Annotated in this window: 9 protein-coding genes, 2 tRNA genes and 3 rRNA genes; 2 read left to right on the top strand and 12 right to left on the bottom strand. The window is 56.4% G+C overall.

Annotated elements, in window-relative coordinates; genetic code table 11:
- Positions 1-2 precede the first annotated feature (2 nt).
- The 8 genes from OOT55_RS00665 to tyrS form a co-directional block, all read right to left on the bottom strand.
- Complete coding sequence (locus tag OOT55_RS00665; protein WP_265368768.1) at positions 3-3,323, bottom strand: family 16 glycoside hydrolase; 3,321 nt, start codon at positions 3,321-3,323, stop codon at positions 3-5.
- Positions 3,324-3,521: 198 nt separating this feature from the next.
- Positions 3,522-4,310, bottom strand: coding sequence for a 3-keto-disaccharide hydrolase (locus tag OOT55_RS00660; RefSeq protein WP_265367270.1), 789 nt, complete (start codon positions 4,308-4,310; stop codon positions 3,522-3,524).
- A 536-nt stretch (positions 4,311-4,846) separates the two neighbouring features.
- Positions 4,847-4,962: ribosomal RNA gene (gene rrf, locus OOT55_RS00655) — 5S ribosomal RNA — on the bottom strand.
- Between the two features lie 204 nt (positions 4,963-5,166).
- Positions 5,167-8,055 (bottom strand): 23S ribosomal RNA (locus tag OOT55_RS00650).
- Positions 8,056-8,437: 382 nt separating this feature from the next.
- Positions 8,438-8,513, bottom strand: a tRNA-Ala gene (locus tag OOT55_RS00645).
- Between the two features lie 107 nt (positions 8,514-8,620).
- A tRNA-Ile gene (locus OOT55_RS00640) sits at positions 8,621-8,697 on the bottom strand.
- Between the two features lie 131 nt (positions 8,698-8,828).
- Positions 8,829-10,360 (bottom strand): 16S ribosomal RNA (locus OOT55_RS00635).
- Together the 16S, 23S and 5S rRNA genes with 2 tRNA genes alongside form the textbook arrangement of a ribosomal RNA operon.
- 551 nt (positions 10,361-10,911) lie before the next feature.
- Positions 10,912-12,219 carry a tyrosine--tRNA ligase gene (gene tyrS, locus OOT55_RS00630; protein WP_265367269.1) on the bottom strand — a complete coding sequence of 436 codons (1,308 nt, stop codon included), beginning with the start codon at positions 12,217-12,219 and terminating at the stop codon, positions 10,912-10,914.
- Between the two features lie 212 nt (positions 12,220-12,431).
- Between tyrS and OOT55_RS00625 the strand changes: the two genes are divergently transcribed.
- Positions 12,432-13,847 (top strand): peptidoglycan DD-metalloendopeptidase family protein, encoded by a 1,416-nt coding sequence (locus OOT55_RS00625; RefSeq protein WP_265367268.1) that lies wholly within the window; start codon positions 12,432-12,434, stop codon positions 13,845-13,847.
- Positions 13,847-15,001, top strand: a complete 1,155-nt coding sequence (locus OOT55_RS00620; protein WP_265367267.1) for an anhydro-N-acetylmuramic acid kinase — start codon at positions 13,847-13,849, stop codon at positions 14,999-15,001. The genes OOT55_RS00625 and OOT55_RS00620 overlap by 1 nt, the downstream gene beginning before the upstream one ends.
- A gap of 25 nt (positions 15,002-15,026) precedes the next feature.
- On the opposite strand, the gene erpA is transcribed toward OOT55_RS00620, so the two are convergent.
- From erpA to argC, 4 genes are read right to left on the bottom strand one after another with little or no spacing between them, the layout of a single operon-like run.
- On the bottom strand, positions 15,027-15,383 hold the full coding sequence (erpA, locus tag OOT55_RS00615; protein WP_265367266.1) for an iron-sulfur cluster insertion protein ErpA: 357 nt from the start codon (positions 15,381-15,383) through the stop codon (positions 15,027-15,029).
- Positions 15,384-15,439: 56 nt separating this feature from the next.
- The gene (locus OOT55_RS00610; RefSeq protein ID WP_265367265.1) at positions 15,440-15,856 is read right to left on the bottom strand and encodes a bactofilin family protein; all 417 of its coding nucleotides are present in this window, start codon (positions 15,854-15,856) and stop codon (positions 15,440-15,442) included.
- Positions 15,857-15,895: 39 nt separating this feature from the next.
- Complete coding sequence (locus OOT55_RS00605) at positions 15,896-16,636, bottom strand: DUF6776 family protein (RefSeq protein WP_265367264.1); 741 nt, start codon at positions 16,634-16,636, stop codon at positions 15,896-15,898.
- A 46-nt stretch (positions 16,637-16,682) separates the two neighbouring features.
- Complete coding sequence (argC, locus tag OOT55_RS00600) at positions 16,683-17,729, bottom strand: N-acetyl-gamma-glutamyl-phosphate reductase (protein ID WP_265367263.1); 1,047 nt, start codon at positions 17,727-17,729, stop codon at positions 16,683-16,685.
- Between the last annotated feature and the right edge of the window lie 99 nt (positions 17,730-17,828).

The following is a 17,828-nucleotide window of genomic DNA, read 5'->3' as shown; positions in this document are numbered from 1 at the left end:
GTTCAGGGGGAGAAGCGATGCAAGGTATAGAACGCGCTCATCGGCACGCCGCCATGATCGCGGGTCAACGCATCGGATTCGAGCTTGAAGTGGTATACCCGAGCCGTCTGTTGCGGATGCACCTCCGGCACTTTGGTTGTTTCCAGCTTCACTGTCACGGCGGTGCGGTTGTCACTGACGGTCAGGTCGGCGAGCACTTCGTCGCGTTGCCCCAATTGCTCTGAACCATAGTCCGGCGCGTCCCGATAGGTCCAGGAGCTGACTTCCAGCGCATCCGCCAGATCCTCGTGGGTCATTGCTTCCGGCAGCGCCCGGGTGAAGCGCAACGTAAAACCTTCCTGGGTAACCGAAATCCGCTCCAGGGCGAGCGGCGCCTGATCGCCATGCCAACTCAGACGTTGCAAGCTGGCAACGTGACCTCCCTTAGCCTGCCATCCGCGACCGGTCTGCCCCAACAGCAGGCTGCCGTCAGGCAAGAACACAGGACGCATCGCACCGGACGCCAGGTCCCGGGCGAACGGCATGGCCGCTCCCTGAACGGTTCCATCCGGCAGCTCCTCCAACGCGACGCGAAACAGGTTGGACTGCGTCTGGTCCCCGATCAGCATCTGTCCCGCAAACGCGCCAAACCGCCCATTCGTGGTGTCCCATACGGGATGTCCCGGAGAGTTGGCGAGTAAATTCTGAGGCATCAACAAACGTTCGGGCTCGCGCTTACCCTGCACTCGATCCCAGGCAATTTCCGGCGATTCAGGCGTCATTCCCGGCAGGTCGACCAGACCGGAGGGATGACCAAAAAAGGCATCTTTCTTGAGCACAAACAGTTTTGACGTGCCCACAAATTCCCCCTGATTCTCCGTAAACCAGACCTGCTTATCCGGCCCTAACGCCCAACCCGCCGCGCTGCGCAGACCACTGGCCCAGGGTGTCGCTTCGCCATCGGGCGTCACCCGGAAAGCCCAGCCGCTGAACCCTCCCTGGGACCCCATATACAGACCGCCCGCCTTGTAAACTGCCTTGTCGGCATGGGCCAGATTCAAGCCCAGGTAATATGCACCGTCAGCGCCCTTCACAGGTCCGTGCAGGTACGTGTGGTAATTGCTGTGGTACCCGAATCCGTCAAACAGTGTTTCATAACGATCGGCCCGGCCGTCGCCATTGGTGTCTCGGATTCTCGTCAGTTCCGCTTTCTGCCCTACAACCAGATCCAGACCCGCCTTGTCTTCAATCACGACCCCGAGACTATCGAAAAGGCCCTCGGCAAATAGATGCCATTCGCCATCAATCAGTCGCCAGATGCCGGCGTTACGGGTAGCCACAACAACTGTGCCGTCTTCCGCAACGGCGATCCCCAATGGCTCGAACAAGAGGTCCCGACCATAATTGTCTTTGGGGGGCAAATAATCTTCGATGCGATAACCCGCCAGGAGATCGGCCTGAGAAGGTACCACCTTGAGCGGTTGGCGTGCATACTCGAACGCTTTGGGAGTTGGGCGCCAGGGGTTATCAGACAACGCCAACTGCCCTCGCAAGCGGATCGGTGATGACGCCCCTTTGGGGATAACCCATTGCCCCTCGGAGACTGAGCCTTCTGATACCGATACATTGTCGATGAGTCCTGAGGCCAATTGAAAGCGCTGCTCGGCGTTCAGTTTTCCATCGATCGTCAACGTCAATGCGCCTTCGGCTGTGATATCCATCGTCATCCCAAAACGGTTGTCACCGATGGATACCTCAAACGTTGGCGCCGCTTGCTTGCGGCGGGAGTCCCGTTCGTACCCGTGGAAACGGGCATCGACATCCGCCAGCAGGTCAAAATGGTCCCGTTCTCCGTAGAGCGCCGCCTCTACGCTATCCTGGTCCTGAAACACCGACTCTTTGAATGAAAAATCGACCGGCGAGCCGTCGGGTAAAATGGGCGCAAACAGACGCCGCGCGGCTCCCAAATCAATTTCCCGACTATCGTAGCCCATACGCAAACCGTCTCCACCACGATTGCGCAACTCACCGCCCATATCCAGAAAGCCGCCCTGCCACAACTTGACTACGCCCAACACCCTGGGATCGAAGCTGTAATTGACACCATTGGGCAGCCCCACGTGAATGGCTCGTCCAGAGGTGCCCGGCATGGGTCCTCGCTGAATCTGAACTTCCTCCAGAACCAGGCGTTGAAGGCCATCAGTGAGAGGGTCATACACCTCAGGCCCACCTTCTTCGACCAACTGAATGATGGGCCCCTGGGTCTCCAGCGGATTGAGTGTTTTAAGGTAAGCGCCTATTGCATCCAGCTCACTGTCACTCAGCGTATCGGTGGAGTAGGCCGGCATAATGGGTTGATACACCTCGCCTTTGTTTGAACCGCTCTCGGCAATCGCCAACTCGGTATCCGGCTCACGGATACTGCGATGCAGATAACTCCGATCAGCTTTCAGAGTAAATCGGGTTTCGGCCTCACCCTGTTTGACCTCCCGATCCCGTGGGGCCCGCTGAAACAGGCCATACAGATTAGGGCCGGCACGAACCGACTTTTCTCCCTGATTGACAGCATGACATGAGGTACACCCCAAAGCTTTGAATGCCGCTTTTCCTTTTGCGACAAAATCTTCCAGGTTTGCCTGGTTGGAGCCGCCACCGCTTTCCGAGGGCAGGTCTACCGCGCTGAAGTCGGCATGCCCCAGCGACACATTACGCAACGCAATGGGTCCCTGGTGCACTTGCACCATCAAGGGTCCCGATGTTGTCTCCCAAGGGTTGATGGCCCCGCGGGTAAACCCGGTGGCCACGGTGTTTTTCTGCACAATTTCATTGTTGATACGGACTTCCAGAAACATGGCGGGCTCAGTTTTTTGCCCGGCGTCATTATATCGGGGGGCACGGAAACGTATTTCTACAGGCCACCATTGTCCTACGACACCATCCACAGCTCGCAGAGGAGGTACTCCGCCATACTCAGCCGGTTCCCGGTCTTCATCCCAGCGGGGCCCTAGCGCGCCTACGCTGTCAGTCGTCAAACGATCTTTCTTTGTTGGAGCTGCCATTACCACTTCGTAGCGACCCTGCAAGTAAACACCGGCACGAGTCTGGTCGGCAAGTAACACGTCAAACGTCACAACGGCGTCTCCCAGAGATTCGTCAGACAGGAGTCTTATATCCTCAGCCACTCCCTCCAGTAACAGCACTCCGGGCTCATCATCACCCGAGACGGGCCTGATTTGTCCGGCATCATATACGACGTCGTGAACTTGCTTCCAAGGTGCCTCATGTGCCAATACAGGCGGCTGTGCTCCACTCGAAACCTGAGACAGCACGCATGCCAGCGCCATCAAGAAAGATTGACCGAACCTCTTTTTTATTTTCAGCATAGCTTTACCTCTGAACAGAATGGCACAGTGCCTGACTGGGTTTTATCATTTTGTGTTGGCTTGGATATAAAAAACCCGGCCGTCAGTCGCAGCCGGGTATTGCGTCGCGTTCCTTCGCGGACAGACCGGGGGGGCAGCCTTATCTGCCCCCCGAAAACATTACAGCTCGCGCACCCAAATATTTCGGAAACTGACCGCCGCATCATGGTCCTGAAGGAAGATCGGAGCACAACCGTGGGCTTCATCGTAGCTTGGTTCACCGATCCACTCGGTCTTCCCCTGAATCTCGAAGTGGTTCTGCACCACTACACCATTATGAAGGACCGTGACGTATGCGGGCTCTTCCAAAGCACCACTTTCATCAAAGCGGGGCGCTTGATAGATAATATCGTACTCCTGCCACTGCCCCCGCGGGCGGGTCGCATTCACCAGAGGAATGGATTGCTTGTAAACCGACGCAGCCTGGCCGTTCGGATAGGTTTCGTTGTCATGAGAGTCCAACACCTGGATTTCATAGCGCTCCTGCAGGAACACGCCGCTGTTACCCCGATCCTGCCCGTCCATTCCCTCAATATCAGTCGGTGCACGCCACTCGATATGGAGCTGAACATCACAAAACTCACGCTTGGTTCGAATTCCGCCCTGACGACGGGCCACCGTCATGGCATTACCTTCGAGAGTCCACTTCGGCTCTCCACCGTCCTCCCCGACCCACTCGCTCAGATCGCTGCCATCAAACAGAACAATTGCATCGGAAGGCACGCCATCCTCAGGCACTTCCACCATCGGAGGAACGGGCTCCCAGACTTCGGTTTTCTGGGCCTGTTGCCACGGCTCCAGCTTTTCCTCAGCCGCAGCTTCGTTGTTCTCTGCGCTGCAGGACAGGGTCACAATACTGCCAAATACCAGCGCGCTCAGGGTTTTCAAAGAATGGGGTAATTGTTGCATCTCTATGACTCTCTTTTATTGAGCTCCGGGCCTGTCATTCAGCACTGCACCAAGTTGACCGAATACCTCACATTGGAGCGAACAGCCGATCAGACCGGAGGTTAATTTTATAACATATAAAAACTGTTTTATCTAGTAAAAACACCCGCATATTCAGGCCTCGGTAGTGTACCAACTCTGCGAAAAGTAACCAGTGTTAGGAAAGCGAAACGGGAGAGTTTGTCAGTTGGCAGGAACGGGGAGAGTTTATCGGTTTACGGCCTTCGGCCTAAACCGACCTACTGCGATGGCCGCCAGGCCGAGCGACCGGCGAGGCCCGAAGGACGAGCCGAGCAGCATCGCAAACGCCCTGGAGAGGAGCTTGACCAATCCGTCGGGAACGGATTGGGACGACCTTCAGGTCGCCCAGAAGGGGGGGCGCCAGGGAAGGCGCCCATCACCATGACCGCAGGGCATCGGCAAGCCCCACCGGGAGATTTTCTGGCACACAAGAAAAACGCCCTGCCGGGTTACCGACAGGGCGTTTTAATTTAAGAGCTTGACGATGACCTACTCTCACATGGGGAAACCCCACACTACCATCGGCGCTAAGTCGTTTCACTTCTGAGTTCGGAATGGGATCAGGTGGTTCCAACTCGCTATGATCGTCAAGCAAACTGGTTTGAGTCCGGGTTGGTCTTATCTCCAGGGATGGAGTGTATGCTGAGCATCGTCTGGAACGATGCCAGTATTAACTCACTGGTGGAGCGCCGCCATTCTCAAATAGGGGGGTGATACAGTAAGTTGTACAAGGCTGTGTCGATTGTGTCTGTCTCTGCACAGAAGTCCGGCTGTCGTATTCAGTCGTCTCTGTTATATGGTCAAGCCTCACGGGCAATTAGTACTGGTTAGCTCAACGCCTCGCAGCGCTTCCACACCCAGCCTATCAACGTGGTAGTCTTCCACGGCCCTTTAGGGAGCTCGAAGCTCCAGGGAGAACTTATCTTGAAGGAGGCTTCCCGCTTAGATGCTTTCAGCGGTTATCCCGTCCGAACGTAGCTACCGGGCAATGCGATTGGCATCACAACCCGAACACCAGAGGTTCGTCCACTCCGGTCCTCTCGTACTAGGAGCAGCTCTTCTCAATTCTCCAACGCCCACGGCAGATAGGGACCGAACTGTCTCACGACGTTCTAAACCCAGCTCGCGTACCACTTTAAATGGCGAACAGCCATACCCTTGGGACCGGCTTCAGCCCCAGGATGTGATGAGCCGACATCGAGGTGCCAAACACCGCCGTCGATGTGAACTCTTGGGCGGTATCAGCCTGTTATCCCCGGAGTACCTTTTATCCGTTGAGCGATGGCCCTTCCATACAGAACCACCGGATCACTATGACCTACTTTCGTACCTGCTCGACGTGTCAGTCTCGCAGTTAAGCTGGCTTGTGCCATTACACTAACCTCCTGATTTCCGACCAGGATTAGCCAACCTTCGTGCTCCTCCGTTACTCTTTGGGAGGAGACCGCCCCAGTCAAACTACCCACCATACACTGTCCGCGATCCCGATAAGGGACCGGCGTTAGAACCCCAAACATACCAGGGTGGTATTTCAAGGTTGGCTCCACGCTAACTGGCGTTAGCGCTTCAAAGCCTCCCACCTATCCTACACAAATAGGCTCAGAGTTCAGTGTAAAGCTATAGTAAAGGTTCACGGGGTCTTTCCGTCTAGCCGCGGGTACACTGCATCTTAACAGCGATTTCAATTTCACTGAGTCTCGGGTGGAGACAGCGTGGCCATCGTTACGCCATTCGTGCAGGTCGGAACTTACCCGACAAGGAATTTCGCTACCTTAGGACCGTTATAGTTACGGCCGCCGTTTACCGGGGCTTCAATCAAGAGCTTCGCCGAAGCTAACCCCATCATTTAACCTTCCGGCACCGGGCAGGCGTCACACCCTATACGTCCACTTACGTGTTTGCAGAGTGCTATGTTTTTAATAAACAGTCGCAGCCACCTGGTCACTTCGGCTGCCAACAGCTTAGGGAGCAAGTCCCATCACCATCAGCAGCGTACCTTCTCCCGAAGTTACGGTACCATTTTGCCTAGTTCCTTCACCCGAGTTCTCTCAAGCGCCTTGGTATTCTCTACCTGACCACCTGTGTCGGTTTCGAGTACGGTTCCTCTTTACCTGAAGCTTAGAAGCTTTTCTTGGAAGCATGGCATCAACCACTTCGCGCTCTAAAAAGAGCACTCGTCATCAGTTCTCGGCCTTGAGATCCCGGATTTACCTAAGATCTCAGCCTACCACCTTAAACACGGACAACCAACGCCGTGCTGGCCTAGCCTTCTCCGTCCCTCCATCGCAGTAAAGAGAAGTACAGGAATGTTAACCTGTTTCCCATCGACTACGCCTTTCGGCCTCGCCTTAGGGGCCGACTAACCCTGTCCCGATTAGCGTTGGACAGGAACCCTTGGTCTTCCGGCGTGGGAGTTTTTCACTCCCATTATCGTTACTCATGTCAGCATTCGCACTTCTGATACCTCCAGCAAGCCTCTCGACTCACCTTCGCAGGCGTACAGAACGCTCCCCTACCATGCAACAAGTTGCATCCGCAGCTTCGGTTACCAGTTTGAGCCCCGTTACATCTTCCGCGCAGGCCGACTCGACTAGTGAGCTATTACGCTTTCTTTAAAGGATGGCTGCTTCTAAGCCAACCTCCTAGCTGTCTGTGCCTTCCCACATCGTTTCCCACTTAACTGGTATTGGGGACCTTAGCTGGCGGTCTGGGTTGTTGCCCTCTTGACGACGAACGTTAGCACCCGCCGTCTGTCTGCCATAATTGCACTCCACGGTATTCGGAGTTTGCATGGGGTTGGTAAGTCGGGATGACCCCCTAGCCCAAACAGTGCTCTACCCCCGTGGGTGAGATATGACGCGCTACCTAAATAGCTTTCGGGGAGAACCAGCTATCTCCCGGCTTGATTAGCCTTTCACTCCGATCCACAGGTCATCTCCGCATTTTTCAACATACGTGAGTTCGGTCCTCCAGTGCCTGTTACGGCACCTTCAACCTGCCCATGGATAGATCGCCGGGTTTCGGGTCTATTGCCTGCGACTGGACGCCCTATTAAGACTCGGTTTCCCTACGGCTCCCCTATACGGTTAACCTTGCCACAGACAATAAGTCGCTGACCCATTATACAAAAGGTACGCCGTCACGGAACAAGTCCGCTCCGACTGCTTGTACGCACACGGTTTCAGGATCTATTTCACTCCCCTCACAGGGGTTCTTTTCGCCTTTCCCTCACGGTACTGGTTCACTATCGGTCAGTTGGGAGTATTTAGCCTTGGAGGATGGTCCCCCCATATTCAGTCAGGATAACACGTGTCCCGACCTACTCGATTTCACAACAAATGCCTTTTCGTGTACGGGGCTATCACCCTGTATCGCCCAACTTTCCAGAAGGTTCCACTAAGACATAAGTTGCTTAAGGGCTGGTCCCCGTTCGCTCGCCGCTACTAGGGGAATCTCGGTTGATTTCTTTTCCTCCGGGTACTTAGATGTTTCAGTTCCCCGGGTTCGCCTCCCATACCTATGTATTCAGTATGGGATACCCGACTTACGACGGGTGGGTTTCCCCATTCGGAAATCGCGGGATCATAGCGTGTTTGCCAGCTCCCCCGCGCTTATCGCAGGCTCCTACGTCCTTCATCGCCTCCAACTGCCTAGGCATCCACCGTGTGCGCTTAGTCGCTTGACCATATAACACAAACGACTGCTTTACGATTCATCACAACGCTCAATCAAACCGTCACAGTAAACTGTCACGTTTCAATGCAAGTCGTTGCGATCGCCGGACTTTTGTGTAGAGATACACAATCGTCAAATTAATCAGCAATGTACAACTTACTGTATCACCTTGTTAAAGAGCATCTGGCGTAAAAACCAGTCAGTTAACTTCTTTGAACAAGCCCTGGCGGGCTCAGACAAAAAGTCAATTGACTGACTTCTATCAATTAGCAGTAAGAAAAATAAGTGGTGGAGCTAAGCGGGATCGAAGTCGTGCGCGACCCCGGGCTGACCTCCTGCGTGCAAGGCAGGCGCTCTCCCAGCTGACCTTTCCACCTAAACAACTCTGTAAATGGTGGAGCTAAGCGGGATCGAACCGCTGACCTCCTGCGTGCAAGGCAGGCGCTCTCCCAGCTGAGCTATAGCCCCAAAATATTTCCAGGCAAGGAAATGGCTTTTTCGTCAGGTGGTGGTGCGTGAAAGCGTAGCGTGTTAACAACACGTGAGCTTTTGCGCAGCGCCGCCTGGCGGAAAAGTGGTAGGCCTGGGCAGACTTGAACTGCCGACCTCACCCTTATCAGGGGTGCGCTCTAACCAGCTGAGCTACAGGCCTAGAACTTAATACTGCAAGCAACATGAAACCTTGGTACTTGCAGCGAGGCGTGTAGCTTGCAGAGTCTTACTGCTAATCCAGTCGATCAAGCAATGCGTGTGGACGCTTACGAAGCGAAACGGCGTATCGTTTAAGGAGGTGATCCAGCCCCAGGTTCCCCTAGGGCTACCTTGTTACGACTTCACCCCAGTCATGAATCACACCGTGGTGACCGTCCTCCGAGGTTAGACTAGCCACTTCTGGTGCAACCCACTCCCATGGTGTGACGGGCGGTGTGTACAAGGCCCGGGAACGTATTCACCGTGACATTCTGATTCACGATTACTAGCGATTCCGACTTCATGGAGTCGAGTTGCAGACTCCAATCCGGACTACGAACGGTTTTTCGGGATTAGCTCCACCTCGCGGATTGGCAACCCTTTGTACCGCCCATTGTAGCACGTGTGTAGCCCAGGCCGTAAGGGCCATGATGACTTGACGTCGTCCCCACCTTCCTCCGGTTTGTCACCGGCAGTCTCCTTAGAGTTCCCACCATTACGTGCTGGCAACTAAGGACAAGGGTTGCGCTCGTTACGGGACTTAACCCAACATCTCACGACACGAGCTGACGACAGCCATGCAGCACCTGTCACTTGGCTCCCGAAGGCACCAAAGCATCTCTGCTAAGTTCCAAGGATGTCAAGGCCTGGTAAGGTTCTTCGCGTTGCGTCGAATTAAACCACATGCTCCACCGCTTGTGCGGGCCCCCGTCAATTCATTTGAGTTTTAACCTTGCGGCCGTACTCCCCAGGCGGTCTACTTAGTGCGTTAGCTGCGCCACTAAGAGCTCAAGGCTCCCAACGGCTAGTAGACATCGTTTACGGCGTGGACTACCAGGGTATCTAATCCTGTTTGCTCCCCACGCTTTCGCACCTCAGCGTCAGTATCAGTCCAGAGTGTCGCCTTCGCCACTGATGTTCCTTCCTATATCTACGCATTTCACCGCTACACAGGAAATTCCACACTCCTCTACCGTACTCTAGCCAGCCAGTTCTAACTGCAGTTCCCAGGTTGAGCCCGGGGCTTTCACAGCTAGCTTAACTCGCCGCCTACGTGCGCTTTACGCCCAGTAATTCCGATTAACGCTTGCACCCTCCGTATTACCGCGGCTGCTGGCACGGAGTTAGCCGGTGCTTCTTCTGCGAGTAACGTCACCCCCGATGGGTATTAGCCATCAGGCTTTCCTCCTCGCTGAAAGTGCTTTACAACCCGAAGGCCTTCTTCACACACGCGGCATGGCTGGATCAGGGTTGCCCCCATTGTCCAATATTCCCCACTGCTGCCTCCCGTAGGAGTTCGGGCCGTGTCTCAGTCCCGATGTGGCTGATCATCCTCTCAGACCAGCTACAGATCGTCGCCTTGGTAGGCCATTACCCCACCAACAAGCTAATCTGACGCGGGCTCATCCAATAGCGCAAGGTCCGAAGATCCCCTGCTTTCCCCCGTAGGGCGTATGCGGTATTAGCAGCCGTTTCCGGCTGTTGTCCCCCACTACTGGGCAGATTCCCACGCGTTACTCACCCGTCCGCCGCTGTACTCACCCCGAAGGGCTTTCTCGCTCGACTTGCATGTGTTAGGCCTGCCGCCAGCGTTCAATCTGAGCCATGATCAAACTCTTCAGTTTAAATCACTGCGGTTCTTATTCCGGACAACTACAAACTACTGACCGGATACCTCAAGAACCTTAATTTTGGCTCAGACGCTCGTTAACCTTAAAACATCATTACTGATGAATTGATGAGTCACTTGCGTCTGACAATCTTGTGTCGCCGATTGCCTCGCAAGCGCCCACACGCATTGCTTGATCTCACTTTTAAAGAACTCTCGGCGAGGGCAGCGCCTCAACCGTGGGATGCGAATTATACGCATCAAATCCGTTTCTGCAAGCGTTTTTTGAAACTTTTTTGCCGGCCCCGAAGCGCCTCAAAAACCTTCTCAAAACGCCGAACCCAAACACCGCTTCGCGGCCTTCGTGATTCGCTCCTCATCCGTCAGGAGCCGCGCATTATACACTTTAACTTTTGCTTGTAAACCCTTAATTTTCAAAAAGTTTTTCAAGCAGCGCCTCGTCCTTTTGGCTTGCCCTTCACTCCGGAAGAGGCGCGAACTATACGGATATGATCCGGGGCGCGCAAGTACTTTTTGAAAGTTTTTTAACGCCCCCGAAAACGGCTCTTAACGGACCTCGAACAGATGGTACTTTTTCTTGCCCAGACGGCACATATAGAAGCGGCCAAACAGCGAAGCCTCCCCCGCGAAGCACAGCGATGTGTTGAGATTGTCTTCGGCACCGCACTCCCGGCCATTGATGACCACTGCATTGCGCCCAAGAGCATCCTTCACCTGCTTGCCCGAGGCGGCCATGCCCGCGTCAACCAGCAACTGGGTCAGCGGCTCATCCGCCAACGCTTCGCGACTCAATACGGAGAACGGCAGACCATCGAGCTTGAGCTGCTCCAGGTCGGCTTCGCCCAGCGACCCGAGATCGTGACTGAAAAGCGCCTGTGTGATCCGGCGCGCGGCATCCAATCCCTCCGTGCCATGAATGAGTGCGGTCATTTCCTCAGCGAGAACGCGCTGCGCTTCCGGACGCCCCTGGCGCTCCCGATCCTCACTTTCGATTTTCTCGATCTCTTCCAGAGACAGGAAAGTGAAGTAGCGCAAGAATTTGTAGACATCCGCATCCGCAGTACCCAGCCAGAACTGATAGAAGGCATAGGGAGAGGTCTTGGCGGGATCCAGCCATATCGTGCCACTTTCAGTCTTCCCAAACTTGGTCCCGTCCGCCTTGGTGACAAGGGGCATGGTCAAGCCATAAACCTGCCCCCCATATAGACGACGCGTGAGGTCGATCCCACCGGTGATGTTACCCCACTGATCACTACCCCCAATCTGTAGCGTGCAGTTGTACCGATGGTAGAGCTCCGCGAAGTCCAGCGACTGAAGCAACATATAGGTGAACTCGGTAAAGGAGATCCCCTCCCCCTCCCGCTCGATGCGCTGGCGCACCGACTCTTTAGAAATCATATTGTTGACCGCGAAGTGCTTACCCACATCCCGAAGGAAATCGAGCACACTCATCTGGCCAACCCAGTCGAGGTTATTCACCACTTCGGCGGAGGTCTCGCCACAGTCAAAGTCGATGAATCGGCTGACCTGACCTTTGAGCTTGTCCGCCCACTGCGCCACCACATCCGGCGTATTCAGCTTGCGCTCCTGGGCCTTGAAGCTGGGGTCGCCCACCAGGCCGGTCGCACCGCCGACCAGGGCAATCGGTTTATGCCCCGCCCGCTGAAACCGCTTCAGCGCCAACAGGGGCACCAGGTGGCCAATGTGCAGGCTGTCCGCGGTCGGATCAAAACCGCTGTACAGCGTCCGACTGCCGCTCGCCAGATACTCCTGCAGGGCATCTCCTCCTGAGGTCTGGGAAACTAAACCGCGACTCTGGAGGTCTTGAAGCAAACCGGGATCGACTGCTGCCATTGCTACCATCTCTGACTGGTTGAAAGAGGAAAGGCCCCTAGGGCCACCGAAAAAGGGCTGTCAAGATACCGAATCCGCGCACAAAAACAAGGGCGCTGGCGGCTTTTTGAACGAACCGGGACTCACTCATCACTTTACAGGGTGCTATTACAGCGGTTTTCTGTTATAACTGATGCTAACAGCCACACTTGCATAACGGGTTTAAGTTTTCCATGGAACCCTCTGAAAACACGAACAAAAAGCCGATAGCGGCCTTGTTGCGCCAATACCCACGGGGGCACGTGATTGCCGCCGGCTCACTGGTGTTGGGGCTATCCCTGCTTTTGGCCTTCTCCTCATCGGAGGGCACCAACACACCCCGGCAAAGCCAGTCCATTGCGCTGAATCTGCCGGAGGTCGACGCGTTCCCTGAGCTTGAGTCACCCGCCGTGGAGAGTCAGCCACCGTTTTTGGCATCGGAAACCACGCCCCAGCCCCAGACGCAGGAACCGGAGCCCGCGGCGCTGACTTACACCACCTTTACCGTTAAGTCCGGCGACAGCCTCTCTGTATTGTTCAAGCGGGCCGGCCTGACCGACCGGGACCTCTACGAACTGATTGATCAGGCGCCCGAAGCCCGGGCACTGCGTCGTATCATGCCGGGCAACGAAATCACCTTCGGCCTGAACCCCGACGGTGAGCTGGAAGAGCTGGTTTACCAGCGCGACCAACTGAGGAGTTTGCGCTTTTCCCGCCAGGAGGACGATGTTTTTGCCTCCGAAGAGCTGGAACGCACGCCTGATGTACAGATTGCCTACCGGCGCGCCACCATTGACAGCTCCCTGTTTCTCGCTGGCCAGCGAGCGGGCATGACGGACAATCTGACCATGGAGCTGGCCGGTATCTTTGGTTGGGACATTGACTTTATTCTGGATATTCGTCGTGGCGACACCTTCAGCGTCCTGTTTGAAGAGCACTTCCTTGACGGAGAAAAGATCGGTAATGGCCCGATTCTCGCCGCAGAGTTCACCAACCGGGGAAAAACCTTTCGCGCCGTACGCTATGTCAGCGCAGAGGGGGATGCAAACTACTTCACGCCCGAAGGACGGAGCATGCGTCGCGCGTTTTTGCGAACGCCGGTCGAGTTTACCCGCATCAGCTCCCCGTTCAATCCGAACCGACGGCACCCTGTGCTGAACACCATTCGGGCTCACAAAGGCACTGACTACGCGGCCCCGCGGGGTACGCCGGTCAAAGCATCCGGAGACGGCCGGGTAAAACTGGCCGGCCGCAAAGGTGGCTACGGAAACACCGTCATCATTCAACACGGACAGACTTACGAAACCCTTTATGCCCACCTGAATGCCTTTCACCGTGGCATCCGCTCGGGGGTACGCGTAAAACAGGGGCAGATCATCGGGTACGTTGGCTCCACAGGGCTGGCAACCGGACCACACCTGCATTACGAGTTCTACGTGAACGGTTCGGTTCGCAACCCTGTGACAGTAGAGTTGCCCCAAGCCGAGTCGGTCCCCTCATCAGAGCTTGCACGCTTCAAGTCCCAGGTCCAGCCGATCATGGCCGAACTGGAGCAATATCATCGCGAAACCCAACTGGCCAGCGTCGGCAACGAACTGCGCGTAAACTGATGGCCAATGCCGAGCTCTACATCGGTTTGATGTCCGGCACCAGCGCCGACGCCATTGACGCGGTGCTGGTGGACTTCGGTCAACCTCCACTAAAGCTTCTGGCCCACCATAGCGTGCCGCTCGATCCCGACACCCGGGCCGCCGTCCACAACCTGGCCCATTCCGGCGCCAATGAGATCGATCGCATGGGTGCCCTGGATCGTCAACTGGGCCGGGCATTTGCAGACGCGGCTCTAGAGCTGCTCTCCCTGGCTGGCCTTGATCCCGCTGAAGTCTCCGCGATTGGCAGCCATGGCCAGACCTTGCGACACCGCCCACCAGAGGGCGCAGGCCCAGCAAACGGCTTCACACTTCAAGTGGCTGACCCTAATCTCATCGCCCACCTGACCGGCATCACCACGGTTGCCGACTTCCGGCGACGGGATATGGCCGCCGGGGGCCAGGGCGCCCCGCTGGTACCGGCGTTGCATCAGACGCTGTTTCACAGCCCAAAGGCGGACCGAGCCATTGTTAACGTGGGTGGCGTTGCCAACCTGACCTGGCTGCCAGCCCGTGGGGCCGTGCTCGGGTTTGACACCGGACCGGGAAACAACCTGATGGACGCCTGGATCCAACGGAGTCTTGGCAAACCTTATGATGAAGGAGGGCAGTGGGCCGCCCAGGGACAGATTCAGGGAGCCCTGCTCAAGCGGCTGCTGGAGCACCCCTACTTTCGCCTGCCCCCACCCAAAAGCACGGGACCGGAAAGCTTCCACCTTGGATGGCTGAACGAGTGCCTTGATGCCCTGCCGGGCCCAGTCGGCGCCGAAGATGTCCAGGCAACGCTGCTGATGCTCACGGCTCAGGGGATTGCCGCCAGTATTGACGGGCTATCCGTCGAAGGTCGCCATCGAGAGGTCTTTCTTTGCGGTGGTGGTGCTCATAACCGGCGCCTGATAGAAGCCCTGACGGCACTGATGCCCGATTGTGTCATAACCGATACCGGTGCATTGGGCCTCTCGCCGGACTGGGTAGAGGCGGTGGCGTTTGCCTGGCTCGCCCGACAGAACCTCAAAGGACTCAGCGGCAATCTTCCCTCGGTGACTGGTGCGGACAGCTCCCAGGTCCTGGGAGCCGTGTATCCGGGACGGCCCAAGCGCTCCCGGACTGAATGAGACCGGCCGTCAGCGGCCGCCGGATCTAGATGGAGAACGAAGAGCCACAACCACAGGTACTGGCCGCATTGGGGTTTTCAACCACAAACTTCGCCCCCTGCAGATCTTCCCGGTAATCCACCTTGGCACCCATCAGATAAGGGTAGCTCATGGCATCGACCAACACCCTGACCCCTTCCTGCTCAACGACCGCATCGTCCTCAGCGGCCACTTCATCAAAGGCAAAGCCGTACTGAAAGCCGGAGCAACCGCCCCCGGTTATGTAGACGCGGAGCTTGAGGTCAGGGTTACCCTCCTCCTCCACGAGGCTTCGCACTTTGGCGACAGCACTGGGGCTCACTTCCAGCACAGCACCCGGAACAAACACTTCTGGCGCAGACATCAAAGACTCCAATCGTGACTCATGACCGCATTATACGCTTTACCTGAGCGATTTAGTCAAGTATTGGCGACCGCCTTCACATCAGCTCCGCTCTCTTCCGCCGACTCGGGGCTCGACAGCTTCTTGGTGCTTCCCGCTCCGCTGTAAACCAGGCTGCCGTTCACTTGGGCGCCCTTGATCATTTCGATCAACTGGTAGTGGACATTGCCCTCCACAACTGCCTTGGCCGCAAGCTCCACGTGCTTGCTGGAGAATACATTGCCGGTCACATTGCCATTGATGATGACCATGGGGACCCGAATTTCTCCTTCGACCGAGCCCTTTTCGGCGACCACCAGTTTGGCGTCATTGCCACTGTCGGCAATGATGTTGCCCTCGACCGTACCTTCGATCTGCAGATCGCCCGTAAAGTGCAGGTCGCCGACAACCTTGGTACCGCGCGAGATCAGAGTGTGATTGTTTGAAAATGCCATAGCGTTGCCTTTTTTACCCCACATAAACGACCTATTAAGTTAAAGCTCCTGCACCAACCAGCCGAATTTCTTTTCAACGGTTTCCGGGTTACGCCCGGTCGATCGTGCAACCAATTCGATTCGTTCCGGCTCAAACCCGTCCGGCAACGTCAATCGGCCTTCAATGTTCTGGAAATAACGGAACCGGAGGCGAATATCCTCGGACTCCACCTGGTCGGAGAGCAGGTGCAGAGACAGAGTCTCCACGGCCTCGTTTCGCCGCCCGACAATATTGAAATTCAGGTAGCCACTGAGCACCTGGTGGTCCGTCGCCAGTTGCTGAACCACCAACTTGTACTCGAACTGCCTTGGCATTCCCGTCGCCAGCACATTGAGCGACCCGATGGTCAGCCCGCTGTTGTTGGCACTGGGAGACATCAACCCACGGTAGAAGGTGATGTCCTCCTCCAGCGCCGTTATCTCTTCTTTCAGCGCAATGACCTGATTGCGCATTTCTTCGCTGGCCTGCTGATCCACTTCCGACCCCAGGCGAAGGTTGGCCACCTGTTGGCGCAGCTGTTCGACCTCACTGGTCAGACTGGCGACTTCCGTCCGCAGCCGGTTACGCTCAGCGACCGCGTCAGCCTGCTGGGTCACCCCCAGATGGTGGCCCCCGTAAAAACTCCCGGCTACCGCCACCCCCACGAGCAGCAACATTACCAGTACCAGCAGCACCCGCCTCACCGGCCGGTAGGGAACGACGACCATGCGATACTGTTTGCTGCCTTTCACTTGCGCCATAGAACGTCAATCCACTCTGGAGAACACTCGTCGGAATAGCGGGCGATCACGGCAGCAACGCTACCAGATCCAGCCCCAATGTTTCCTCAAAGCCAAACATAATATTCATGTTCTGGACCGCCTGCCCGGATGCCCCTTTGGTCAGGTTATCGATCACTGAAAGGACGACGAGGGTATCACGATCCTGGGGGCGAAAAACGGAAATACGGCATACATTGGACCCTTTCACTGACCGGGTTTGCGGGTGCTCGCCGGCGGGCATCACGTCGACAAAGGGCTCGCGGGCAAAACGCTGCTCGTACAGGGCCTGCAGATCCGGCAGTTGATCCGGCGCCAGGGCGCGGCTGTAGAGGGTTGCGTGAATGCCCCGGATCATCGGCAGCAAGTGCGGCACAAAGGTCACCCGGGCCGGTTCACCACGGGAACCCTGAATGTCGTGAAGCCCCTGCTCGATTTCCGGCAGGTGGCGGTGACCTCCAGCAGCGTAAGCCTTGAAGCTGTCGCTGACCTCCGTCAACAGCGTATCCACCTTCGCCTGACGGCCGGCCCCGGTAGCCCCGCTGGCGGCGCTGACAATCAGACTGTCGGTGGCCACCAGCCCCTGCTCCAGGAGGGGGAGAAAGCCCAATTGAGCCGCCGTAGGGTAACAGCCCGGACAGGCCACCAGGCGAGCCTGGCGGATGGCATCTCGGTTTACTTCCGGCAGTCCATACACCGCCTCATTCACCAACTCCGGGCAACCATGGGCCTGGCCGTACCACTGGCCCCAGCGCTCCGTATCCCGCAAACGGAAATCGGCCGACAGATCCACGACCCGGGCATTGGTCTCCAGCAGTGCCGGCATGAGGTTCTGTGCCACACCGTGCGGAGTGGCGAAAAAGACCACATCGCACTCGCCCAGACGCTTGATATCCGGCTCGGAGAAACGCAAATCCGTATGCCCGCGCAAGTTCGGATAGAGATCGGCCACCGCGATCCCGGCCTCGGCACGGGAGGTAATGACCGTTACCGTCACCTCAGGATGCTTGACCAGCAAGCGCAGCAGTTCCACTCCGGTATAACCGGTGCCGCCCACAATACCTACGTTAATCACTCGTTAACCTCTCTTCTGCCCGTACACCCGATAAGGATACCTTTGGCTCCCCGGGGTTTAAACGGCCTATAATACGGACCTTAACGCCAAATCGAAAGT

The organism is Marinimicrobium sp. C6131, from assembly GCF_026153455.1.
Taxonomy (GTDB): Bacteria; Pseudomonadota; Gammaproteobacteria; order Pseudomonadales; family Cellvibrionaceae; genus Marinimicrobium.
Note: the sequence above shows the minus strand (reverse complement) of the source record. Positions and strands in the feature narration are given on the sequence as shown.